At 72.6% G+C, this 21,396-nt stretch carries 21 protein-coding genes and 1 riboswitch; of the genes, 13 read left to right on the top strand and 8 right to left on the bottom strand.

What is annotated here, in order from left to right:
• Window positions 1-11: 11 nt before the first annotated feature.
• Together ACFYYT_RS26725 and ACFYYT_RS26730 are read right to left on the bottom strand one after the other, a co-directional pair.
• Window positions 12-527, bottom strand: a complete 516-nt coding sequence (locus ACFYYT_RS26725; RefSeq protein WP_351825676.1) for a GNAT family N-acetyltransferase — start codon at window positions 525-527, stop codon at window positions 12-14.
• A 195-nt stretch (window positions 528-722) separates the two neighbouring features.
• Window positions 723-1,298: a TerD family protein gene (locus ACFYYT_RS26730; protein WP_351825678.1), complete on the bottom strand. Its 576-nt coding sequence runs from the start codon at window positions 1,296-1,298 to the stop codon at window positions 723-725.
• A 164-nt stretch (window positions 1,299-1,462) separates the two neighbouring features.
• On the opposite strand from ACFYYT_RS26730, the gene arfB reads away from it, so the two are divergent.
• Window positions 1,463-1,888 (top strand): alternative ribosome rescue aminoacyl-tRNA hydrolase ArfB, encoded by a 426-nt coding sequence (gene arfB, locus ACFYYT_RS26735; protein WP_351825680.1) that lies wholly within the window; start codon window positions 1,463-1,465, stop codon window positions 1,886-1,888.
• Between the two features lie 66 nt (window positions 1,889-1,954).
• Here arfB and ACFYYT_RS26740 read toward each other — a convergent pair whose 3' ends face one another.
• A complete protein-coding gene (locus ACFYYT_RS26740) occupies window positions 1,955-2,533 on the bottom strand; it encodes a flavin reductase family protein (protein ID WP_351825682.1) in 579 nt (192 codons plus the stop codon).
• 303 nt (window positions 2,534-2,836) lie between these two features.
• On the opposite strand from ACFYYT_RS26740, the gene cdgB reads away from it, so the two are divergent.
• The gene (cdgB, locus tag ACFYYT_RS26745; RefSeq protein WP_351825684.1) at window positions 2,837-4,564 is read left to right on the top strand and encodes a diguanylate cyclase CdgB; all 1,728 of its coding nucleotides are present in this window, start codon (window positions 2,837-2,839) and stop codon (window positions 4,562-4,564) included.
• A gap of 68 nt (window positions 4,565-4,632) precedes the next feature.
• Complete coding sequence (locus tag ACFYYT_RS26750) at window positions 4,633-5,652, top strand: CBM35 domain-containing protein (protein ID WP_351825686.1); 1,020 nt, start codon at window positions 4,633-4,635, stop codon at window positions 5,650-5,652.
• Window positions 5,653-5,688: 36 nt separating this feature from the next.
• Here ACFYYT_RS26750 and ACFYYT_RS26755 read toward each other — a convergent pair whose 3' ends face one another.
• The 3 genes from ACFYYT_RS26755 to ACFYYT_RS26765 all read right to left on the bottom strand — a co-directional run bounded on the left by ACFYYT_RS26755 (window position 5,689) and on the right by ACFYYT_RS26765 (window position 8,792).
• Window positions 5,689-6,606, bottom strand: a complete 918-nt coding sequence (locus ACFYYT_RS26755) for a 1-phosphofructokinase family hexose kinase (RefSeq protein ID WP_351825688.1) — start codon at window positions 6,604-6,606, stop codon at window positions 5,689-5,691.
• A gap of 102 nt (window positions 6,607-6,708) precedes the next feature.
• Window positions 6,709-7,860, bottom strand: coding sequence for an N-acetylglucosamine-6-phosphate deacetylase (nagA, locus tag ACFYYT_RS26760; protein WP_351825690.1), 1,152 nt, complete (start codon window positions 7,858-7,860; stop codon window positions 6,709-6,711).
• Complete coding sequence (locus ACFYYT_RS26765) at window positions 7,860-8,792, bottom strand: ROK family protein (RefSeq protein ID WP_351825710.1); 933 nt, start codon at window positions 8,790-8,792, stop codon at window positions 7,860-7,862. Before ACFYYT_RS26765 ends, nagA begins: the two co-directional genes overlap by 1 nt.
• A gap of 212 nt (window positions 8,793-9,004) precedes the next feature.
• Between ACFYYT_RS26765 and ACFYYT_RS26770 the strand changes: the two genes are divergently transcribed.
• The 3 genes from ACFYYT_RS26770 to otsB all read left to right on the top strand — a co-directional run bounded on the left by ACFYYT_RS26770 (window position 9,005) and on the right by otsB (window position 11,585).
• Window positions 9,005-10,309: an extracellular solute-binding protein gene (locus ACFYYT_RS26770; RefSeq protein ID WP_351825692.1), complete on the top strand. Its 1,305-nt coding sequence runs from the start codon at window positions 9,005-9,007 to the stop codon at window positions 10,307-10,309.
• Between the two features lie 112 nt (window positions 10,310-10,421).
• On the top strand, window positions 10,422-10,658 hold the full coding sequence (locus tag ACFYYT_RS26775) for a DUF3263 domain-containing protein (RefSeq protein ID WP_351825694.1): 237 nt from the start codon (window positions 10,422-10,424) through the stop codon (window positions 10,656-10,658).
• A gap of 54 nt (window positions 10,659-10,712) precedes the next feature.
• On the top strand, window positions 10,713-11,585 hold the full coding sequence (gene otsB / locus ACFYYT_RS26780) for a trehalose-phosphatase (RefSeq protein WP_351825696.1): 873 nt from the start codon (window positions 10,713-10,715) through the stop codon (window positions 11,583-11,585).
• 80 nt (window positions 11,586-11,665) lie between these two features.
• On the opposite strand, the gene ACFYYT_RS26785 is transcribed toward otsB, so the two are convergent.
• Together ACFYYT_RS26785 and ACFYYT_RS26790 are read right to left on the bottom strand one after the other, a co-directional pair.
• Window positions 11,666-13,138: a trehalose-6-phosphate synthase gene (locus ACFYYT_RS26785; protein WP_351830936.1), complete on the bottom strand. Its 1,473-nt coding sequence runs from the start codon at window positions 13,136-13,138 to the stop codon at window positions 11,666-11,668.
• Window positions 13,139-13,200: 62 nt separating this feature from the next.
• The gene (locus ACFYYT_RS26790; protein ID WP_351830934.1) at window positions 13,201-14,151 is read right to left on the bottom strand and encodes a glucosyl-3-phosphoglycerate synthase; all 951 of its coding nucleotides are present in this window, start codon (window positions 14,149-14,151) and stop codon (window positions 13,201-13,203) included.
• A gap of 194 nt (window positions 14,152-14,345) precedes the next feature.
• Window positions 14,346-14,503: riboswitch (SAM riboswitch) on the top strand.
• Between the two features lie 17 nt (window positions 14,504-14,520).
• On the opposite strand from ACFYYT_RS26790, the gene thrC reads away from it, so the two are divergent.
• The 7 genes from thrC to ACFYYT_RS26825 all read left to right on the top strand — a co-directional run bounded on the left by thrC (window position 14,521) and on the right by ACFYYT_RS26825 (window position 21,354).
• Window positions 14,521-15,810, top strand: coding sequence for a threonine synthase (thrC, locus tag ACFYYT_RS26795; RefSeq protein ID WP_351830932.1), 1,290 nt, complete (start codon window positions 14,521-14,523; stop codon window positions 15,808-15,810).
• A 34-nt stretch (window positions 15,811-15,844) separates the two neighbouring features.
• A complete protein-coding gene (locus ACFYYT_RS26800; RefSeq protein ID WP_351830930.1) occupies window positions 15,845-16,120 on the top strand; it encodes a MoaD/ThiS family protein in 276 nt (91 codons plus the stop codon).
• A 403-nt stretch (window positions 16,121-16,523) separates the two neighbouring features.
• Window positions 16,524-16,730 (top strand): cold-shock protein, encoded by a 207-nt coding sequence (locus ACFYYT_RS26805; protein ID WP_008743607.1) that lies wholly within the window; start codon window positions 16,524-16,526, stop codon window positions 16,728-16,730.
• Between the two features lie 323 nt (window positions 16,731-17,053).
• Window positions 17,054-18,676: a chaperonin GroEL gene (groL, locus tag ACFYYT_RS26810; RefSeq protein ID WP_351830926.1), complete on the top strand. Its 1,623-nt coding sequence runs from the start codon at window positions 17,054-17,056 to the stop codon at window positions 18,674-18,676.
• Window positions 18,677-18,832: 156 nt separating this feature from the next.
• Entirely contained in the window at window positions 18,833-19,456 is a 624-nt protein-coding gene (locus ACFYYT_RS26815; protein ID WP_351830923.1) for a phosphoribosylanthranilate isomerase, read from the top strand.
• A 42-nt stretch (window positions 19,457-19,498) separates the two neighbouring features.
• The gene (locus ACFYYT_RS26820; protein ID WP_351830920.1) at window positions 19,499-20,239 is read left to right on the top strand and encodes a beta-glucanase; all 741 of its coding nucleotides are present in this window, start codon (window positions 19,499-19,501) and stop codon (window positions 20,237-20,239) included.
• Between the two features lie 353 nt (window positions 20,240-20,592).
• The gene (locus ACFYYT_RS26825) at window positions 20,593-21,354 is read left to right on the top strand and encodes a S8 family peptidase (RefSeq protein ID WP_388609494.1); all 762 of its coding nucleotides are present in this window, start codon (window positions 20,593-20,595) and stop codon (window positions 21,352-21,354) included.
• Window positions 21,355-21,396 lie beyond the last annotated feature (42 nt).

Raw genomic sequence — 21,396 nt, forward strand, 5'->3', positions numbered from 1 at the left:
CCCGCGCTGGGTCAGAGGGCCTTGCGCATCACCTGGCAGGGGCGGCCGCGTTCGCGGTCCGGGGCGCGGCGCAGGAGCGCGTAGCCCTGGGCCCGCCAGAAGGCGAGGGCGGTGGTGTTCTCCTCCAGTACGGCGATGCGCAGGCCGGTGCGGCCCGCCGCGCGGAAGCGGTCCTCGACCATGGTGGCCACGGCCCGGCCGTGGCCCGCGCGGTGCGCGGTGGAGTCGATCAGGAGCAGGCCGATCCACGGGTCCGGGTCGGCCGCGGCCGGGTCCGGGTGGTGGGCCAGGGTGACGACGAGTCCGACGAGGCGGCCGGCGGAGCGGGCCAGCAGGACTTCGGAGCCCTCGGTGGCGAGCTCGTCGGCGAGGGCGGCCGCGACCTGTTCGACGGTGATGCGGGCCGGGTCGGGGAAGTCGCCGCTCAGTTCGAAGAACGCGCGGTTCGTCGCGTAGAGGGTGGCGACCTCGGTGAGGACAGGGCCGGGCAGGGCGCCGTCCACGGGGACGAGCGGTTGGAGGATCACCCGTCGAACGGTAGCGAAGCCCCCCTGCCCCCGGTACGGGGAGGGGGGCTTCACCTGCGGCGGGTCGGACCCGGACGGCCGCGGCCGGTCGCGGCCGTCCGCGGCCGGACCTTGCCGGACCTGGCGGACCCGGCCGCACCCGGACGGCCGGGTCACCGGACGTCAGCCGTCGGCGGAGGCCGCCGGACGGGGTCGTCAGACGTTGACGCCGAAGTCCTGGGCGATGCCGGTGAGGCCGGAGGCGTAGCCCTGGCCGACCGCGCGGAACTTCCACTCGGCGCCGTTGCGGTAGAGCTCGCCGAAGACCATGGCGGTCTCGGTGGCGGCGTCCTCGGAGAGGTCGTAGCGGGCGATCTCGGCGCCGCCGGCCTGGTTCACGACGCGGATGTAGGCGTTGCGGACCTGGCCGAAGTTCTGGCTGCGGGACTCGGCGTCGTAGATCGAGACCGGGAAGACGATCTTGTCCACATCGGCGGGCAGGCCGGCGAGGTTGACCTTGATGGCCTCGTCGTCGCCCGCGCCCTCGCCCGTGCGGTTGTCACCGGTGTGGACGATGGTGCCGTCCGGGGTGGTCTTGTTGTTGAAGAACACGAAGTGGCCGTCGGAGACGACCTTGCCGGTCGCGTTGACCGCGATGGCCGAGGCGTCCAGGTCGAAGTCGACGCCGGTGGTGGTGCGGGTGTCCCAGCCGAGGCCGACCGTGACGGCGCTGAGGCCGGGGGCCTCCTTGGAAAGCGAGACGTTGCCGCCCTTGGACAGGCTTACTGCCATTTTGACTGGTGTCCCTTCTTCGTCACATGACCGCGCTGCGTGGTCGCGGCCAAGTTACTGCTGACCTCCATAACGCGGGGAGGGGGCCGGTAGGTTCCACGGGGCCGGGGCCGGGCCCGAAATCGGGGTGACGGGGGCGGCGGCGGGGGCCGATCATAGGAAGCATGCCTGGTCCCTATGTCATCCGCGGTTCCGTCGTGCTCCCCGAGGGGGAGCTCGCCTGGCGTTTCTCGCGGTCCTCCGGGCCGGGCGGCCAGCACGTGAACACCTCGGACTCGCGCGCGGAGCTGCTGTTCGACCTGGCGGCCACCAAGGCGCTGCCCGAGGTGTGGAAGGCGCGGGCGCTGGAGCGGCTGGCGTCCCGGCTGGTGGACGGGGTGGTGACCGTACGGGCATCCGAGCACCGCTCGCAGCTGCGCAACCGGGAGATGGCCCTGGTCCGGCTGGCCTCGCTGCTGGCGGAGGCCACGGCCCCGCCGCCGAAGGCGCGCCGGGCCACGAAGATCCCCCGGGGCATCAACGAGCGCCGGCTGCGGGAGAAGAAGGCCCGCGGCGAGACGAAGCGGGGACGCACCGGCCGCGACTGGTAGCCCCCGGCCGACGGCAGCCCCCCCGGCCGCGACGCCCCCCGCCCCCCGCCCCCGCCCCCGACCCCGCTACGGCGCGAGGTGGCGGTAGCGGCCGCGGAAGTACGTCAGGGGCGGTGCGTCCGGGGCCGGCAGGGCCGCGTCCAGGACCCGGCCGATGACCAGCGTGTGGTCGCCCGCCTCGACGCGGGACTCGGTGCGGCACTCCAGGGTGGCCAGCGCCCCCGTCAGCAGCAGCGCCCCGCTGACCGGGCCCCGTACGCGGGGCAGCCCCTCGAACAGCAGCCGGTCGCTGATCCGGTTCTTCATGGCGAAGCGCCCCGCGATCTGGACCTGCGAGTCCGCGAGGACGGAGACCGCCCACAGCGGCTGCTCCGCGAGCAGGTCGTCCATCCGCGAGCCCTCGCGCAGGCTGACCAGCACCAGCGGCGGGTCCAGGGAGACGGACATGAAGGCGGTGGCCGTCATGCCGACGTCCTCGCCGCCCGGCCCGTCGGCGGTCGACGCGGGCTCGTGCGCGGTGATCAGGCACACCCCCGCGGCCAGCCGGGACATGGCGGCACGGAACTCGTCGTTGCTCACCCCCTCAGGATGGGGGGTGGCGGACGGTCCGGGGGGCAGCGGGGTCAGTGGGGTCGTCTTCGGCACGTTCCGCACGCTAGCCGTGCGGCCGTGCGGCGCACATCGGGCGCTGGTCCGAGCCGCGTCCCCGCCCCCGGGACTAGGCCCGGGCGTATCGTTTGCTCACGGAAAGAGCGGGGAGCGCTCCCACTCAACACCCGGTCCAGAGTGCCTCGTTATTCATCTCATGTGACTTGAGTCACAGAGAGCAAGATTTGTTGACCCTGTGTACCTGCCGCACAGCTCACTGTGATTCAGTGGACGGGACACCGCAACGAAACGCCGATGACAAACCTGGAGTTGCTGTCGAGGTCTCGGGGAGAGCGAGCAATGGAGACCGAGTCGGAGCCGTACGTCCGTCTTGCGACCCTGCGGCAGCTGCACCAGGTGGTGGCCGAGCTCAACACGGCGCGCAGCCTGGCGGACACCCTGCAGACCGTCGTGGACGGCATCGTGCGCGGCCTCGGCTACGAACTGGCCTGTGTCAACCTCGTACGTCCTGACGGGGACCTCGTCGTCGCCGCCTTCGCCGGCGACCCGGCCGCAGAGGCCCTGATCACCGGACGCGTGGGTTCCCGCCCGTCCTGGGACCGCCGGCTGGCGATGGGCGAGGACTGGGACGGCCTGCGCTTCATCCCGCACACCGAGGGCTGGGTCCTGATCGAGGACGACGTGCCCCAGTGGCACACCGACGGCCCCGATCCGCGGTTCGAGGACGAGTGGCACCCCGAGGACCGGCTGTACGCCCCGATGTATGCGACGGGCGGGGAACTTCTGGGTGTCATTTCGGTGGACAGACCGCGCAACGGCCGCCGGCCGGGCGCGTGGGGGCGCGAAGCGCTCCAGATGTACGCCTTCCAAGCAGCGATTGCGATCAGCAACGCGCGGCTGCGGGCGAACATGCAGCGGGCCCTCGTCCGGCTGGAACGCGAGCAGCAGGCGCTGCGTGCGAGCGAAGAGTCGTTTCGGCAGGCCTTCGAGTACGCCCCCAGCGGGATGGCCATCGCCGAGATGGGCGGGGACCAGCACGGCCGGCTGCTGCGCACCAACGACGCCCTGTGCCGGCTGCTGGGCCGGCCCGCCTCGGTGCTGCGCCGCTACTCCTTCTCCGACCTCGTCCACCCCGAGGACATCGGCACCCTGCTGCGGACCTCCGCCGAGGGCGGCCGGGCCGAGCTGCGCCTGGGGCGGCGCGACGGCACGTACGTCTGGGTCTCGCTGCGCAACTCGGTCGTCGCGGACGCCGCCGACGGGCCGCGCTTCCTGCTCACGCACGTCGAGGACATCGAGGAGCGCAAGCGGCACGAGCTCCAGCTCGCGCACCGGGCCAGCCACGACTCCCTCACCGGCCTGCCCAACAGCGCCGAGCTGCGCTCCCGGCTCGGCGCCCGGCTGTGCCGGCGGCCCCAGTCGGTGCGGGCCACGGCCGTCGAGGCGCTCGACGCGGCCTTCGAACCGCGGCCGGAGGCGGGGGGTGGTGCGGGCGAGCACGGCTTTCGGCCCGGCGGCCACGAGACCGCCGACCACGCCCGTCCCCTGGCCGGGGCGGCGCCGGGGCCGGAGTCCTTCGAGTTCGCGGGGGCCTTCACGGCCCACGCGGACGGCCCGTACGACCACCACGTGCACACCGTGGCCCCCGCCACGGACGTCGACGACGGCACGAAGGGGCTCGCGGTCCTCTTCTGCGACCTCGACGGCTTCAAGTCGATCAACGACCGGTTCGGGCACCACACGGGCGACGCCGTCCTGATCGAGGTCGCCCGCAGGCTCTCGACCTGCGTCAGGGACGGTGACACCGTCGCCCGGCTGGGTGGTGACGAGTTCGTCGTCCTGGCCGACGGACTGGGCGCGGCCGACGCCGCCGACCTCGCCGTACGGCTGCGGGGCGCGATCATCCCGCCGATCCGCGTGGACGGCCGGGCGGTCCGGGTCGGGGCGAGTTTCGGGATCGGCTGGGCCAGCTGCGGGATGTCCGCGGACGAGGTGCTGCGCTCCGCCGACCAGCGGATGTACATCGAGAAGCGGTCCCGTTCCAAGGCGCACCGGCGGGCCGGGTAGTCTGATCGGCCGCCCGTGGGCGCACGTGTTCGGGGTAGGCTCCCGTGGGTCGAAAGGAGTGACCTGCGATGACGACGCCCGCGAACAACGGCCCGCACGGTGGGGCGAACCAGCCCGAGGACGACGATCCGTTCGGCTACCTCTACGCGGACGGCCAGGCCGCCGGTGCCGCCTCGCCCGCTTCGGGCGGTGGATACGGCTACCCGGGCCCGACGGGCGGTGGTCAGGCCGGCGCGCAGCCCGGCGTCCCCCGTACCTCGTACAACCAGGTGCGTACGGTCGGCGAGCGGACCTACGGCGGGCAGCGGGGACAGGTCCCCCCGCAGCAGGCCGCGTACCAGGCCCAGTACCAGGCCCCCGAGGCGCTCCAGGCGGGCGGCTACGGCGTGCCCGCGCAGCAGCAGTACACCCAGCAGGTTCCGCTCCCGGGCGGCCGCGGCGGCCACGGCGGCGGCGGTGGCGGTTCCAGCCGCAAGGGGCTGCTGATCGCGGCGGTGGCCGTGGTCGCGGCGGTCGCGATCGGCATCGGCGCGGCGCTCGCCTTCGGCAACAAGGGCGACGACAAGAAGAAGGACCAGGCCGGCCAGCAGAACCAGCAGACGTCGGCGCCGCAGCAGCCCGAGGGCTCCGCGGAACCGAGCAGCACCCCGCAGCCGTCGCAGACGCCGCTGCCGAAGGCGGACGCCTCCGGTGCGGGCATGGCCCTCACGGGCGGCGCCACGCTGATGACGGCGGTGCCGGGGGCGAAGAGTGCGGGCGGCCAGTACGTCGGCAACTTCAACCAGACCGGCGCGGCCGTGACCTGGACGCTGGACGTCCCGAGCGCGGGGCAGTACAAGCTGAAGATGACCTACGGCGTGCCGGGCAAGGACGCCAGCACCACGCTGACGGTCAACGGCGACAAGCAGACCCGGCCGATAAACATGAAGAACTTCGCCCTCGCCAAGCCGGGCGAGTGGGACAAGGGCTGGACGAACACCTACTCGCTGGTGGACCTGAAGAAGGGCGCCAACAGCGTCAAGATCTCGTGCGAGGCGGGCAACCAGTGCGAGATCAACATCGATCAGCTCTGGCTCGAACGGGCCTGATCCGCCCGGGCCCCGGCAAGATCCGAAAGAGACGGCCTAGAGCTGCGTGACCTTCACCGACCCCCGTACCTCCTCGTAGGTGCGGGGGTCGAATTCTCCCGCGACGGGGGCGTGGACCGTGGCGGCCGAGAGGGCCGTGGCGCGCGTGAGGGCGGCCGGCCAGTCGAGGCCCTCCGTCAGGGCGGACAGCAGGCCCGCCACCGCGGAGTCCCCGGCGCCGGTGGGGTTGCCGGCCAGGCGGCGGGGCGGGACGGCCTGCCAGGTGCCCTCGGGGGTGGCGGCGAGCAGTCCGGCGGGGCCGAGCGAGGTGACCACCGCGCGGGCGCCCCGGCGGCGGGCGTCGCGGGTGGCGGGGAGCGGGTCGCGGGAGCCGGTGAGCTCCGCCAGCTCGGCGGCGTTCGGCTTGATGATCTCCGGCCGGGCGGCGACCCCGCGGCGCAGGGCCTCGCCGCCGGTGTCGAGGAGTACGGGGACGCCGGCCGCGCGGGCCGCCCGTACGAGGACGGCGTAGGCGCCGACCGGCACACCCGGCGGCAGGCTGCCGCACAGCGCCACCGCGCGCGCTCCGGTGAGGAGTTCGGCGTAGCGGCCCTGGAAGGCGGCCCACTCGGCGGCGGTGATCTGGGGGCCCGGTTCGTTGAACTGGGTGGTGTCGCCGGTGGTTTCGTCCACGACGGCCAGGGTGCGCCGGGTGCGGTCCGCGCAGGGCAGCAGGGCGTCGGTGACCCCGGGTGCGGCGGCGAGGAGTTCGCGTACGAGCGCGCCGCAGGGGCCGCCCGCGAAGCCCGTGGCCGTCACCGGGTGGCCGAGGGCGCCGAGCACGCGGGCCACGTTCAGGCCCTTGCCGCCCGGGCGTTCGGCGACTCCGGTGACCCGGTGGGAGGCGTGCGGGAGCAGTCGCGGCACCCGGTGGGTGACGTCGAGTGCGGTGTTGAGCGTCACGGTGAGGATCATGGCCAGCCCCGGTCTTCGGTGAATGCCGGGATCATGCCAAATAGCGGGCGGCGGGCCCAGTCCCGAGGGCCCGCCGCCCGCGCCGTCCAGCCGGAAGGCGGCTCAGGACGGCGGGTTGACGATCCATTCGCCGCGGCGCATGACGCCCTTGACGTCGAACGCGGCGTCGAGGACGACCAGGTCGGCGTACTTGCCGGGCTCCAGCGAGCCGACCCGGTCGTAGAGGCCGATCAGCTTCGCCGGGTTGGCCGAGATGGCCTGTACGACGGATTCCACCGGGAGCCGGTCCACCGTCACCGACCGCTTGAACGCGGTGTCCAGGGTGAGGGTGGAGCCGGCGATGGAGCCGCCCTCCACGAGCCGGGCGACACCGTCCTTGACCTCCACCTCCAGCGGGCCGAGGTGGTAGGTGCCGTCACCGAAGCCGGCCGCGTCCATGGCGTCGGTGATCAGGGCGACACGGTGGGCGCCCGCGTGGTGGAAGGCCAGTTCCAGCATCGCCGGGTGCAGGTGGGTGCCGTCGTTGATCAGCTCGACGGTGACCCGCTCGTCCTCCAGCAGCGCGGCGATCGGGCCGGGCGCGCGGTGTTCCAGGCCGGGCATCGCGTTGTAGAGGTGGGTGGCGACGGTCGCGCCCGCGTCGATGGCCTGGCGCGTCTGGTCGTACGTGGAGTCCGTGTGGCCGATCGCCGCGATGACCCCGTGCTCGGCCAGCAGCCGTACGGAGTCCAGCCCGCCCGGCAGTTCGGTGGCGAGGGTGACCATGCGGGCGGCGCCGTGCGCGGCGTCGACCAGCTTGCGGACCTCGGCCGGGTCGGGGTCGCGGAGCAGGTCCTCCTTGTGGGCGCCCTTGCGGCAGGGGTTGATGAAGGGGCCCTCGAAGTGGATGCCGGCGATCTCGCCCTGCTGGGTGAGCTCGGCGAGCAGGGCGGCGCGCCGGGCCAGTTCGTCCAGGTCGCCGGTGACGGTGGAGGCGATGAGGGTGGTGGTGCCGTGCTCTCGGTGGGTCCGTACGCCCCTCAGGACCTCCTCGGCGGTCCCGGAGGTGAAGGAGGCGCCGCCGCCGCCGTGGTTGTGCATGTCCACGAAGCCGGGGACGATCCAGTGCCCGGACAGGTCGACGACCTCGGCGCCCTCGTGGGCGCTGCCCGCGATGCGGTCGCCCTCGACGATCACCCGTCCGCCTGCGACGGTCCCGGTGGGCAGCACCACCCTGGCGCCGGAGAGAACGGTGCTGTGTGCGCTTCCGGACATCAGGCAGGTACCTCCGTGGCGAGTAGGTCCCAGGCGAGCAGCCCTGCGCCCAGGCATCCGGCGGTGTCCCCGAGGGCGGCCGGAAGGATCTCGGGCAGCCGCTGGAACGTCACGCGCTCCTCGACGGCCGCCCGAAGTGGTGTGAACAAGGTTTCCCCCGCCTCGGCCAGCCCGCCACCGATGATCAGCGTGCGCGGGTCCAGCAGGGTGATCGCGGTGACCAGCCCGTCGGCGAGCGCGCCGATGGCGGCGAGCCACACCTCGCGGGCGCGCGCGTCGCCGGACTCGACGGCCTTGGCGCAGTCCGCGGCGTCGGCCCCGGGGTCGCCGGAGGCGGCGGCCCAGGCGCGGGAGACGGCGGAGGCCGAGGCCAGCGTCTCCAGGCAGCCGCGCTGGCCGCAGCCGCAGGCGGGGCCGCCCGGGCGGACCACGATGTGGCCGATCTCTCCCGCGTAGCCGTGGGCGCCGGCCTCGATGCGGCCGGCGATGCCGATGGCCCCGGCGATGCCGGTGCCCAGCGGGACGAACAGGAAGCGGTCGGCGCCCCGCCCGGCGCCGATGCGGCCCTCGGCGAGGCCGCCCGTGCGCACGTCGTGGCCCAGGGCGACGGGGATGCCGCCGAGGCGGGCGCCGAGCAGGTCGCGCAGCGGTACGTCGCGCCAGCCCAGGTTGGCGGCGTAGACGGCGGTGCCCCGTTCGGCGTCGACGATGCCGGGGACGGCCACTCCGGCGGCCGAGGCGGCCGCGCCGAAGCGCTCCGGGCCCAGGCGCAGCAGTTCGGCGGCGAAGTCCAGGATCGTCTCGACGACGGCCTCGGGGCCCCGCTCGCGGCCGGTGGCGCGGCGCGCCTCGTGCAGCAGGGTGCCGTCCTCGGCGATGAGGGCGGCCTTCATCCCGGTGCCGCCCACATCGAGGGCGATGACGTGTTTCACGGGTTTCACAGGAGACAGTCTCGCGTGCTCGGGAGGGAAAGGTCTAGTCCATTGGGGGGGATTGTTGAGCTGCCATACAAATTCGGGACCCCGGTCCGGACACGGTCGGGACACGGTCCCGGCGCGGGGCCGCCGCCGGATGTGGAGGAGTCGCCAAAGTGGTGTAGACCTTACGTCGAATCGTACGTACAACTAGGGGTGGATCGAGAACCGTGAAGGGCCGTTACCTGAGCCTGGCCGCAACCGGGGCCGCGCTGTGCCTGACCGCCGTGACACTGACGGGCTGCGGAGCCGTCCCGGGTCTCGGTGGTGACAACGAGGTGACCCTCCGGGTCGTGGCGGCCGACTACGGCGACAATCCGCAGAACTCCTCCGCGACCTACTGGAAGGACCTCGCCGCGTCCTTCGAGAAGGACAACCCCGGTGTCCACGTCGAGGTCAGCGTCTACTCCTGGTCCGAGGTCGACGCCAAGGTCGCCGCGATGGTCAAGGACGGCAAGGCCCCCGACATCGCCCAGATCGGCGCCTACGCCGACTACGCCGAGGCCGGCAAGCTCTACACGGCCGACGAGCTGCTCTCCGTCACCACCGAGGCCGACTTCCTCGCGCCGCTCGCCGACGCGGGCAAGGTCAAGCGGGTCCAGTACGGCATGCCCTTCGTGGCCAGCACCCGGCTGCTCTTCTACAACACCAAGCTGCTCGGCGACGCCGGGGTCATCCCCAAGGACGGCTCCGCGCCGTGGCAGCCCAAGAGCTGGGCGGACCTGGAGGCGGCCGCGAAGAAGCTCAAGGGCGCGGGCGTGCCCACTCCCTTCGCGGTGCCGCTGGGCCGCGAGGAGGCCCAGGCCGAGTCGATGATGTGGATGCTGGCGGGCGGCGGTGGCTACACCGACAACGAGGAGGCGTACGCGATCGACTCCCCGGAGAACGTGAAGTCCTTCGAGTTCCTGCGCGACAAGATGGTCGGACAGGGCCTGACCGGCCCGGTCGAGCCCGGCAAGCTGGACCGCCAGGCCGCCTTCGACGCCTTCACCCGCGGTGAGGTGGGCATGCTCAACGGCCACCCCACGCTGATCAAGCAGGCCGCCGGCAAGGGCGTGAAGTTCGGCATGGTGCCGATGCCGACCACCGACGGCACCGACCACTCCGCGATGGGCGTCGCGGACTGGGTGATGGCCTTCAAGAACGGGCACAAGAAGGAGTCCGGAAAGTTCCTGGACCACCTGTACTCGGCGAAGAACGTGACCACCTTCACCAACATGTACGACCTGCTGCCGGTCACCACCAGCGGCTACCGGGCCATGGAGTCCGCCACCGGCGGCTCGGCGGCCCAGCTGAAGACCTTCCTGACCGCCCTGCCGACCGCCCGCCTCTACCCGGTCGGCAAGAAGTCCTGGGCCGGGGTCAGCGAGGACATCAAGCAGAACATCGGACGCGTCGTCCAGCCGGGCGGCCAGCCCGCGAAGGTGCTGGAGGACATCGCGACGACCGCGCGGAAGGCCGACGGCGAGCGCTGAGCGCGCTGACGCCGAGCGCTGACGGCTCCCCGGCCCGGGCCGGCCGGGTCCCGCCCCGGTCCCGGCCGGGGCTCCCCGGACGGCTGTCGGTGCGCGGCGTTAATCTGGCCGTATGACGGACGACGGGCCCCTGACGGCCACGGAGGCCGCCGTGCTCGCGTACGAGGGACGAACCTGGCCCGGGCCCGGCGCCAAGGAGCGGGCGGTACGGGAGGGCCTCGGGCTCACTCCCGTCCGGTACTACCAGCTGCTCAACGCCCTCATGGACGATCCGCGGGCGCTCGCCCACGCACCGGGCACGGTCAACCGGCTCCGCCGCATCCGCGCCGCCCAGCGGGCCCGCCGGTAGCCGCTCCCCGGGAGGGGGTGGGCGCGCCCGGGCGGCGCCGGTAGGGTCGTCCGTATGGTGAGCCATCCGCACGACCTGCCGATGCCCGTGCCCGCCACCGCGGCCGGACGCGAGGGACTCGACGCCCTCCTGCGCACGCCACGCAAGGCCGTCGTCGCCCTGGACTTCGACGGCACCCTCGCCGACATCGTCGCCGACCCCGACCAGGCCCGCGCCCACCCGGACGCCGTGCCGGCCCTCGCCCGGCTCGCGCCCCGGGTCGCGGCGGTCGCCGTCCTCACCGGCCGGCCGGCCGGGGTCGCCGTCCGCTACGGCGGCTTCGCCGGGGTGCCCGGGCTCGAACACCTCGTGGTGCTCGGGCACTACGGGGCCGAGCGCTGGGACGCCGTCTCCGGCGTGGTGCACGCCCCCGCCGAACACCCCGGAGTGGCCGCCGTACGGGCCGAGCTGCCGGGGTTCCTCGACGCGATCGGGGCGTGGCGCGGGACCTGGATCGAGGAGAAGGGCCGGGCGCTGGCCGTCCACACCCGCCGCGCCGAGAATCCCGAGGCGGCGTTCGAGGCCCTGCGGGAGCCCCTCGGGGAGCTCGCCGCCCGTCACGGACTGATGGTCGAGCCGGGCCGGGCCGTCCTGGAACTGCGCCCGCCGGGCATGGACAAGGGCGTCGCGCTGAACGCGTTCCTTGAGGAGCGCGGCGCCGAGGCGGTGCTGTACGCGGGCGACGACCTCGGTGACCTCGCGGCGTTCGCGGCCGTCGAGAAGCGGCGCGCCGACGGTCTGCCGGGGCTGCTGGTGTGCAGCGGCTCGGCGGAGGTGCCCGAACTCGCCTCCCGCGCCGACCTGGTCCTGCCGGGGCCGGGCGCCGTCGCCGCCTTCCTCGCCCGCCTGGCCGACGCCCTGCCGGAGGCGGACGCGGACCCCGCCTAGGGACCGCGCCCGGGGACTGCGCCCGGGCGGCGGGGCCGGCCGGCCGCCCCGCCGCCCGGCTCCGCCGCCCCCGCCCCCGCTCAGAGCCCGGCCAGGGCCTCCAGCTGGGCCTCGAACCAGGCCGCCGGGGGCAGCGCCGTGGCCGCCGCGGCCAGCCGCTTCGTGCGCTCCGCCCGCTCCTCGCGGGGCATGGACAGGGCCTGGTGCAGGGCCTCGGCCGTCGCGCTCACGTCGTACGGGTTCACCGTGAGGGCGTCGCCCTTCAGCTCCTCGTACGCCCCCGCCCCGGTCGACAGCACCAGGGCGCAGCCTTCCTCCGAGACCACCGGGATCTCCTTCGCGACCAGGTTCATGCCGTCCCGCACCGGGTTGACCAGCGCCACGTCCGCCATCCGGTACGCCGCGAGGGAACGCGCGAAGTCGTCCTCGACCGAGACCAGGACCGGCTGCCAGTCCGCCGTCCCGAACTCCTCGTTGATCTCCGCCGCCAGCTCCCGCACCGAGGCCGTGTAGGACCGGTAGGCCTCCAGGTCCTGCCGGGAGGGGTAGGCGGAGGCCAGGTGCACCACCTGGCCGCGCCACTCGGGGTGCGTGGTGAGCAGCTCCCGGTAGGCCAGCAGGCCGCGCAGGATGTTCTTCGACAGTTCGGTGCGGTCCACGCGGACGATCGTCCTGCGGCCCGCGACCTCCGCCCGCAGCGCCGCCAGCTTGTCGTCCACGACCGGCCGGTGCGCGAGCGCCCGCAGGTCGTCCGCGTCCACGCCGAGCGGATACTGGCGGACCCTCGTGAAGCGCTTCTCCCCGTACCCGCTCCCGCTCCCGCCGGGGACCGTCCTGCGGTGCCACACCCCGTGCTCCCGGGACCCGGCGGGCGATGCCGGCTCCGCGATGCCGGCCGCGTCGTCCCGGCCGGCTCCGCTGATGAAGTGGCCCGACCAGCGCCGGTCGTGGAAGCCCAGCTCGTCCGCGCCGAGCATCCCCCACACCAGCCGGCCGCGGACGTCGTCCGGGAGCATCTCCATGAACTCCGTCGATGCCCACGGCGTGTGCGTGAAGTGCGCGATCCGCAGGTCGGGGCGCAGCTCCCGCAGCTGTCCCGGGACCAGCGCCAGGTGGTAGTCCTGCACCAGGACGCGGGCGCCCTGCGCCGCCTCCTCGGCCAGCGCCTCGGCGAAGGCCCGGTTGTAGGCCTCGTACGCCTCCCAGTGGCGGCGGAACGCCGCGTCGAAAACCGGCTCGCGGGGGACGTCGTAGAGGTGGTGGTGGGTGAACCAGAGCACCGAGTTGGCGATGCCGTTGTACGCGCCGTCGTAGACGCCGGGATCGATGTCCAGCATCCGGACGCCCGGCTCGGCGGTCCCCCGGCGCACCGCCTCCCGGTCCGCGTCCGAGAGCGCGGCGCAGATCCAGAGGGCCTCCGGCTGCTTCGCGAGGGCCGCCGACAGGCCGGAGACGAGCCCGCCCCCGCCGCGCCGGGCGCTGAGGGTGCCGTCGTCGGAGAGGGCGTACGAGAGCGGGCCGCGGTTCGCGGCGACGAGTACCTGAGAAGCCATGCCGCGAACCTAGCCCGGCCCGCCCCGGCTCAAACCGAGCCGTACGCCACATCCCCGGCCGCTCAGGCCACCCGGCTCCGCGCGTACTCGGCGATTCCGGCCATCGGCGGCCGCTCCTCGGTGTCCACCGGGTAGGTGCGCGGGACGAACCCGTCCGGCCCCCGCTCGAACTGCGTCAGCTCGGGCCGTACGAGGTGCGCGCGCGAGAGCCGCAGCTGGGCCGTGCGGTAGATCGCGGCGGCCATCCGGCCCAGCGCCTGCCCGTCCTGGTGCCGGTGCAGCCGGACCCCGACGTCGACCTGGGCCAGCGCGTCGAGCCCGACCGTGTGCAGCGCGTCCACCAGCAGGCCCAGCTCGACGCCGTAGCCGACGGGGAAGGGCAGCCGCTCCAGCAGCGAGCGCCGTACGGCGTACTCGCCGCCCAGCGGCTGCACGAATCCGGCCAGCCGCGGCCAGTTCAGGTTCAGCAGCGGGCGGGCCACCAGCTCGGTGACCCGGCCGCCCTGGCCGGGGGCGTCGCCCAGCGGGCGGTCGTACATGGCCTTGACGAACTGCACCTGCGGATCGGTCAGCAGCGGGCCGACGATCCCGGAGACGAAGGAGGCGGAGAAGTCCCGCAGGTCGGCGTCGACGAAGCAGACGACGTCGCCCGTCGTCGCGAGCAGCGAGCGCCACAGCACCTCGCCCTTGCCGGGCAGCGCCGGGATCCGCGGCAGGATCGCGTCCCGGTGCACGACCCGGGCGCCGGCCTTCGCGGCCACCTCCGCCGTACGGTCGCGGGACCCGGAGTCGACCACGACCAGCTCGTCCACCAGGGGGGTCGCGAGGCCGTCGATGAGATCGCGCCGGATCACCTCCACGATCCGCCCGACCGTGGCCTCCTCGTCGAGCGCGGGCAGCACCACGCTGACCGTCGTCCCGGCCGCCCGTTTCCGGTCGAGCAGCTGGTCGAGCGGTCGGTCGGCGGCGGACCAGGAGCGGTCCGCCAGCCAGCGCTCCACCTCATCCAGCACTCTCAGCACTCCTTGCTCCTCGGCACCACTCATTGTTTTGGGCCGAAATGTGATCCATCTCGCCGTTCGGACGGCTGTCTCAACCACCCGGGCCTTCGGTTACAGTCTTGAACAACGCGAAGGACCACCGCATGCCGGGGGTCCCGCGGACAAACGCACCGGCGCGCCACAGAGCGCGTGTGCCGGTGCCATACCGCTCATCCAGAGGGGCAGAGGGACACGGCCCGTTGAAGCCCCGGCAACCCTCCAGTCGGTTCTCGCGATGCGTTTCGAACGCACTCCTGCGAGGTCCCCGGCTCGGGAAGGTGCCAATTCCGTCTCATGGCGAAGTGCGCCATGGGGAAGATGAGGAGAAAGGGCCTCGCCGTCATGGCTGCACAGACTGTCGCCACCTCCGCCACCCTCGGATCCGTCGATCTCGGACCCGCCACCGGCCTTTCCTGCCGGGAGTGCGGAACCCGCTTCGAGCTCGGCCCCGTTTTCGCCTGCGTCGAGTGTTTCGGTCCGCTCGAAGTCGCCTACGACCTGCCGCTCGGCGACCCCGAGGCCCTGCGCGCGGCCATCGAGGCCGGCCCGGACAACATCTGGCGCTACGCCCCGCTGCTGCCCGTCCCGGCGGACGTGGCCTCCAAGCCCAGCCTGAACCCCGGCTTCACCAAGCTCGTGGACGCCCGGAACCTGGCCAAGGAGCTGGGTGTCACCGGCAAGCTCTACGTCAAGGACGACTCCGGCAACCCGACGCACTCCTTCAAGGACCGCGTCGTGGCCATCGCCGTCGAGGCCGCCCGCGCCTTCGGCTTCACCACCCTGTCCTGCTCCTCCACGGGCAACCTGGCCGGCGCCGTCGGCGCCGCGGCCGCCCGCGCCGGCTTCCGCTCCTGCGTGTTCATCCCGCACGACCTGGAGCAGGGCAAGGTCGTCATGGCCGCCGTCTACGGGGGCGACCTCGTCGGCATCGAGGGCAACTACGACGACGTCAACCGCTTCTGCTCCGAGCTCATCGGCGACCCGCTGGGCGAGGGCTGGGGCTTCGTCAACGTCAACCTGCGCCCCTACTACGGCGAGGGCTCCAAGACGCTGGCGTACGAGATCTGCGAGCAGCTCGGCTGGCAGCTGCCCGACCAGATCGTCATCCCGATCGCGTCCGGCTCCCAGCTGACGAAGATCGACAAGGGTCTGCAGGAGCTGATCAAGCTGGGTCTGGTCGAGGACAAGCCGTACAAGATCTTCGGCGCCCAGGCCGAGGGCTGCTCCCCGGTGTCCACCGCCTTCAAGGCGGGGCACGACGTGGTCCGCCCGCAGAAGCCGGACACCATCGCGAAGTCCCTGGCCATCGGCAACCCGGCGGACGGCCCGTACGTCCTGGACATCGCCCGGCGCACCGGCGGTTACGTCGAGGACGTCAACGACACCCAGGTCGTCGAGGCCATCAGGATCCTGGCGCAGACCGAGGGCATCTTCGCCGAGACCGCGGGCGGCGTGACCGTCGGCGTGACGAAGAAGCTCATCGAGAACGGGCAGCTCGACCCGGCGCTGACCACCGTGATCCTGAACACCGGTGACGGCCTGAAGACCCTGGAGGCGGTGGCCGCCGACAGCGGCCAGAGCGCCGTCATCCGCCCCAGCCTGGACGCGTTCCGCGCCGCCGGCCTGGCCTGACCCTTCCCACGACTCCCGGAAAGGCGGTAGCGCCATGAGCGTCAACGTCCGCATCCCCACCATCCTGCGCACCTACACCGGCGGCGTCGCCGAGGTCCCGGCCGAGGGCGCGACCCTGGCCGAGGTCATCGAGTCCCTGGAGCGCAGCCACCCCGGCATCGCCGGCCGGGTCCTGGACGACCAGGGCAAGCTCCGCCGCTTCGTGAACGTCTACGTCAACGACGACGACGTGCGCTTCGAGGGTGGTCTGCAGGCGGCGACGCCGGACGGCGCCGGCGTCTCGATCATCCCGGCCGTCGCGGGCGGCTGACGCTCCTGCCCCGCCGGGCACCGGACGTAAAGTGAATTGCCCCCTCCGCTCATAAGCGGAGGGGGCAATTCTGCTTGATTGGGCGCGGTAGGGTTGGGGAAGTCCCCTCCGCTGTTCTTGCCCGCCGCATATGAGCGGGGCCGGGGAGGGTTGACATTGAGTCAACATGCGTGCGGCCTTTGGGTCTTTGGCGAGGATTGCCTGGCCCGAGTTGCCCGGCAATATGCCAAATTTTCACTCTATTTCAATGTTTCCCCGTGTCCAGAATTCTCGTCGGAATGACCTGTCGCAGACAGCACCGGTGCGGATACATTCAGCCGCGGTCGAGGCGTTCCGGCGCAACTTCTGACCCGGGTCCGCGAAGTGCGGACCCGCGCAAGGGCCAGTAATAGGGGAGTTAGGCATGGCTCAGGGCACCGTCAAGTGGTTCAACGCGGAGAAGGGCTACGGCTTCATCGCGGTCGACGGTGGTGCGGATGTGTTCGTCCACTACAGCGCCATCCAGATGGACGGGTACCGCACCCTTGAAGAGGGTCAGCGGGTCGAGTTCGAGATCTCGCAGGGCCAGAAGGGTCCGCAGGCGGACATGGTCAAGCTCGCTGCCGGCTGAGTCCCCAGCGCGATCGACCACCGACGCGACTCACCACGAGGGGCCCACATCCTGGACACGGGATGTGGGCCCCTCGTGCGTTGTGCCGCCCCGCCGCACGGCCGGAAGCCGACCGGGATCACCCCGAGCCGCTTGCACTCGCGGGGGTCGAGTGCTAATCATTGGCGTTAGCACTCTCCTGGTGAGAGTGCTACCAAAACGAGGACCGGGTCGGTGAGGCCCGACGGGTCCGGCGGGAAGGAACCGCCGGCTCCGCAGGCCGTCCGTCGCGGGCGCGGGCGCGGTCCGGAGCAATCCACCCCTGTCCGGGAGGACCACTTCAGATGGCCAAGATCATTGCGTTCAACGAGGAGGCCCGGCGCGGTCTCGAGCGTGGCATGAACCAGCTCGCCGACGCCGTCAAGGTCACCCTTGGCCCCAAGGGTCGCAACGTCGTCCTTGAGAAGAAGTGGGGCGCGCCCACGATCACCAACGACGGCGTCTCCATCGCCAAGGAGATCGAGCTCGAGGACCCGTACGAGAAGATCGGCGCCGAGCTGGTCAAGGAAGTCGCCAAGAAGACGGACGACGTCGCCGGCGACGGTACGACCACCGCCACCGTTCTCGCCCAGGCGCTCGTCCGCGAGGGCCTGCGCAACGTGGCCGCCGGTGCGAACCCGATGGCCCTCAAGCGCGGTATCGAGAAGGCCGTCGAGGCCGTATCCGCCGCCCTGCTGTCGCAGGCCAAGGATGTCGAGACCAAGGAGCAGATCGCTTCGACGGCCTCCATCTCCGCCGCCGACACCCAGATCGGCGAGCTCATCGCCGAGGCCATGGACAAGGTCGGCAAGGAAGGCGTCATCACCGTCGAGGAGTCGCAGACCTTCGGTCTGGAGCTTGAGCTCACCGAGGGCATGCGCTTCGACAAGGGCTACATCTCGGCCTACTTCGCCACCGACATGGAGCGTATGGAGGCGTCGCTCGACGACCCGTACATCCTGATCGTCAACTCCAAGATCGGCTCGGTCAAGGACCTGCTGCCGCTCCTGGAGAAGGTCATGCAGTCCGGCAAGCCGCTGCTGATCATCGCCGAGGACGTCGAGGGCGAGGCCCTGTCGACCCTGGTCGTCAACAAGATCCGCGGCACCTTCAAGTCCGTGGCCGTCAAGGCCCCGGGCTTCGGCGACCGCCGCAAGGCCATGCTCGGTGACATCGCCATCCTCACGGGCGGCACCGTCATCTCCGAGGAGGTCGGCCTCAAGCTGGAGAACGCCGGTCTCGACCTGCTCGGCCGCGCCCGCAAGGTCGTCATCACCAAGGACGAGACGACCATCGTCGACGGCGCCGGTGACAGCGACCAGGTCCAGGGCCGCGTCAACCAGATCCGCGCCGAGATCGAGAACTCCGACTCGGACTACGACCGCGAGAAGCTCCAGGAGCGCCTCGCGAAGCTGGCCGGCGGCGTGGCCGTCATCAAGGCCGGCGCCGCGACCGAGGTCGAGCTCAAGGAGCGCAAGCACCGCATCGAGGACGCCGTTCGCAACGCGAAGGCGGCCGTCGAGGAGGGCATCGTCGCCGGTGGTGGCGTGGCCCTGCTCCAGGCCTCCTCGGTCTTCGAGAAGCTTGAGCTCACCGGCGACGAGGCGACCGGCGCCAACGCCGTCAAGCTCGCGCTGGAGGCCCCGCTCAAGCAGATCGCCGTCAACGGTGGTCTCGAGGGTGGCGTCGTCGTCGAGAAGGTGCGCAACCTCCCGATCGGTCACGGCCTGAACGCCGCGACCGGCGAGTACGTCGACATGATCGCCGAGGGCATCATCGACCCGGCGAAGGTCACGCGCTCCGCGCTGCAGAACGCCGCGTCGATCGCCGCGCTGTTCCTGACGACCGAGGCCGTCATCGCCGACAAGCCCGAGAAGGCCGGTGCCCCCGCGGGCGGCGGCATGCCGGGCGGTGACATGGACTTCTGATCGGCCCCGGCTGATCGGCTGTTCTCGAACGAGGGCGGCACCCCCACCGGGGGTGCCGCCCTCGGGCGTTCCCGGGGGACCGCGTCCCCGGCGGACCGCGTGCCCGGGGGGTGGGACGTATCGCCGCGGTGGGGACCGGTTTGGAAGACTCGGGGCATGACTGCAAGCAGTGGACCGTTCGTCAAGATCTGTGGGCTGAAGACCGCCCGTGACGTCGACGTGGCCGTGGCGGCCGGGGCCGACGCCGTCGGGTTCGTCTTCGCGGCCGCCAGCCCGCGGACCATCGCGGCCGGCGCCGCCCGGGAGCTGGTGGCCCGGGTGCCCGAGGGGGTGCTGACCGTCGGCGTGTTCCGCGGGCAGGGCGTCGAGGAGGTGCGCCGGCTCACCGAGGAGAGTGGCGTGCGCGGCGTACAGCTGCACGGGGAGGAAGGACCGGCGTACTACGAGGCCCTGCGCGCCCCCGGCCGGACCCTGCTGCGGGCCACCGCCGAGCACGTCCGGCGCTGCGGCGAGTACGGCGAGGACCTGCTGCTGCTCGACGCCCCCGACCCGGGCTCCGGCAAGCCGTGGAACTGGGGATCGGCGCAGTTCACGGCCCCCGAGGGGCAGTGGCTGCTGGCCGGCGGGCTCACCCCGGACACCGTCCGGGAGGCCCTCGCCGTGACCCGCGCCTGGGGGGTCGACGTCTCCAGCGGGGTCGAGGCCGAACGCGGCGTGAAGTCCCCCGAGCTGATCCGCGCCTTCATCGCCGCAGCGCGATCGTACGATTACTCTCAGTGAGAACGGCGGTGTGGCGCGCCGCCGGGCGGGCAGAACCGCTCCATGGAACCGGAAACGTTCGGATGGCTGCGGCGCCTCACCCGCCGCCTCGCCCCCGGAGGCGGCGGCGGGGGCCTGCCCGTGCTCGCCCCGCGCCTCACCCCCGTCTTCACCGCCGACTTCGCCTCGACCACCCAGTGGGTGGCCGGCCGCTCCTGGGCCTATCCCGACGGCGGCCCGGTCAATCCGGGCGACAACAAGCTCGACCACCTCGTCGACGACCCCGCCTACAGCCGCGGCGGGACCTTCCTGGCCACCCTGCGCCCCGACGGCGACTGGGACACCGGGCTGCTCACCACCGAGGGCAGCGACCAGGGGTTCACCGTCCGCACCGGTGACGTCCTGGAGGCCCGGGTGCGGCTGCCCGTGGAGACGGGGGCCTGGCCCGCGATCTGGACCTGGCGCGACGGCGGCCAGGAGATCGACGTCTTCGAGTACCACCCCGACAACCCCGACCTGCTGGAGCTGTCGAACCACGTCCGCGAGGCGCACCGCTACCACCGCGATCCCTCGGTCCGGCCCGGTGCCTGGGTCGACCTGAAGGTGGAGTTCGGCCGGAGCTCCGTCGTCTGGTGGGTCAACGGCAGGCGGGTCTTCTCCGACCGCCGGGGGGTCGGGCGCGGCTGGTACGCGTACCTCATCGTCAACCTCTCGGTGTCGGCCGGCCGCTACCACCCGGCGCCCGGCCCGGAGCTGACCCGCATGTCCTACGAGGTGTCCCGGCTGCGGGTGCTGCGGGCCTGACGGGCGCCGCGCGGGGAGGCACGCGGGCCCGGGGCGGACGCCGGGGGATCGGCCTGGCGGCGGGGGGCGGCTCGAGTCGGCTCCGCCTCCGCCGATACGCCGGAGCCCACTCCGGCTCCGCTGCACACGTCCGCGAACGCCATCCCGGGCAGCTACATCGTCACGCTCGCCAAGTCCTTCCGTCCGGCGGAGTTCGCGAAGGCCCTGGGCCTGCAGACGAAGTTCACCTACGGGGAGACGATCAACGGGTTCGTCCGCGAGGCGTACGGCGTGCTGTCCGTGGACCAGGACGCGCGGGTGAGCGCCCCGCCGGTCCCCGACAAGGCGGTCGGCGCCATGTCGCCCGCCCACTCGTGGGGGCTGGACCGATCGACCAGCGCTTCCTGCCGCTCGACAACAACTTCAGCGCCCACGGCAGCGGCCAGGGGGTGACGGCGTACATCGTCGACACCGGCATCGACTTCACGCACTCCGAGTTCGGGGGCCGCGCGGTGCGCGGGTTCGACGCGATCGGTGACGGCCGGAGCGGCGCCGACTGCAACGGTCACGGCACGCACGTCGCGGGCACGGTCGGCGGCACGACGTACGGGGTGGCGCGCAAGGCGAGCCTGGTCAGCGTCCGCGTCCTCGGCTGTGACGGCAGGGGGGCCTGGTCGGGGATCATCGCGGGCTTCGACTGGGTGGCCCGCAACGCCCACCAGCCGGCCGTCCTGAACGCCTCGCCGGGCGGGGACCGCCTCGAATCCGTGGACGCGGCCGCCACGGCCGTGTCCGACCGGGGCGTGCTGCCGGTGATCGCGGCGGGCAACGACAACCGGGACGCCTGCCGGGTCTCGCCCGCCTCCGCCGCCCGCGTGGTGACGGTCGGCGCGACCAACCGCTTCGACGAGGAGACGGACTTCTCGAACTGGGGCGAGTGCCTCGACCTCTACGCCCCGGGCCAGGACATCACCTCCGCGAGGCTGGGCGGCGGCAGCACGGTCTTGAGCGGTACGTCGATTCCCGCACCGGACCCGGTGGCCCGTGTGCTGTGTCGGGGGGGGCGCCCGCGCCCCCCCCCCCCCCCCAACCAGGAAAAGAACATAGTTGTGGTATATGGTATTAGGAGGCAGTAGGTGTAGAGGGCGGCGGCCCGGGCGCCGGAGCGGGGCGAGGGG

The organism is Streptomyces sp. NPDC002032 (genome assembly GCF_042890765.1).
In the GTDB taxonomy this organism is placed as follows: Bacteria; Actinomycetota; Actinomycetes; order Streptomycetales; family Streptomycetaceae; genus Streptomyces.

What these genes read in the sequence shown, in the direction of transcription:
- ACFYYT_RS26820 (WP_351830920.1), top strand. Translation starts at nt 19,499, where the DNA reads ATGGAACCGGAAACGTTCGGATGGCTGCGGCGCCTCACCCGCCGCCTC.
- ACFYYT_RS26800 (WP_351830930.1), top strand. Translation starts at nt 15,845, where the DNA reads ATGAGCGTCAACGTCCGCATCCCCACCATCCTGCGCACCTACACCGGC.
- ACFYYT_RS26775 (WP_351825694.1), top strand. Translation starts at nt 10,422, where the DNA reads ATGACGGACGACGGGCCCCTGACGGCCACGGAGGCCGCCGTGCTCGCG.
- ACFYYT_RS26815 (WP_351830923.1), top strand. Translation starts at nt 18,833, where the DNA reads ATGACTGCAAGCAGTGGACCGTTCGTCAAGATCTGTGGGCTGAAGACC.
- cdgB (WP_351825684.1), top strand. Translation starts at nt 2,837, where the DNA reads ATGGAGACCGAGTCGGAGCCGTACGTCCGTCTTGCGACCCTGCGGCAG.
- otsB (WP_351825696.1), top strand. Translation starts at nt 10,713, where the DNA reads ATGGTGAGCCATCCGCACGACCTGCCGATGCCCGTGCCCGCCACCGCG.
- arfB (WP_351825680.1), top strand. Translation starts at nt 1,463, where the DNA reads ATGCCTGGTCCCTATGTCATCCGCGGTTCCGTCGTGCTCCCCGAGGGG.
- ACFYYT_RS26805 (WP_008743607.1), top strand. Translation starts at nt 16,524, where the DNA reads ATGGCTCAGGGCACCGTCAAGTGGTTCAACGCGGAGAAGGGCTACGGC.
- ACFYYT_RS26730 (WP_351825678.1), bottom strand. Translation starts at nt 1,298, where the DNA reads ATGGCAGTAAGCCTGTCCAAGGGCGGCAACGTCTCGCTTTCCAAGGAG.
- thrC (WP_351830932.1), top strand. Translation starts at nt 14,521, where the DNA reads ATGGCTGCACAGACTGTCGCCACCTCCGCCACCCTCGGATCCGTCGAT.
- nagA (WP_351825690.1), bottom strand. Translation starts at nt 7,860, where the DNA reads ATGTCCGGAAGCGCACACAGCACCGTTCTCTCCGGCGCCAGGGTGGTG.
- groL (WP_351830926.1), top strand. Translation starts at nt 17,054, where the DNA reads ATGGCCAAGATCATTGCGTTCAACGAGGAGGCCCGGCGCGGTCTCGAG.
- ACFYYT_RS26785 (WP_351830936.1), bottom strand. Translation starts at nt 13,138, where the DNA reads ATGGCTTCTCAGGTACTCGTCGCCGCGAACCGCGGCCCGCTCTCGTAC.
- ACFYYT_RS26750 (WP_351825686.1), top strand. Translation starts at nt 4,633, where the DNA reads ATGACGACGCCCGCGAACAACGGCCCGCACGGTGGGGCGAACCAGCCC.
- ACFYYT_RS26755 (WP_351825688.1), bottom strand. Translation starts at nt 6,606, where the DNA reads ATGATCCTCACCGTGACGCTCAACACCGCACTCGACGTCACCCACCGG.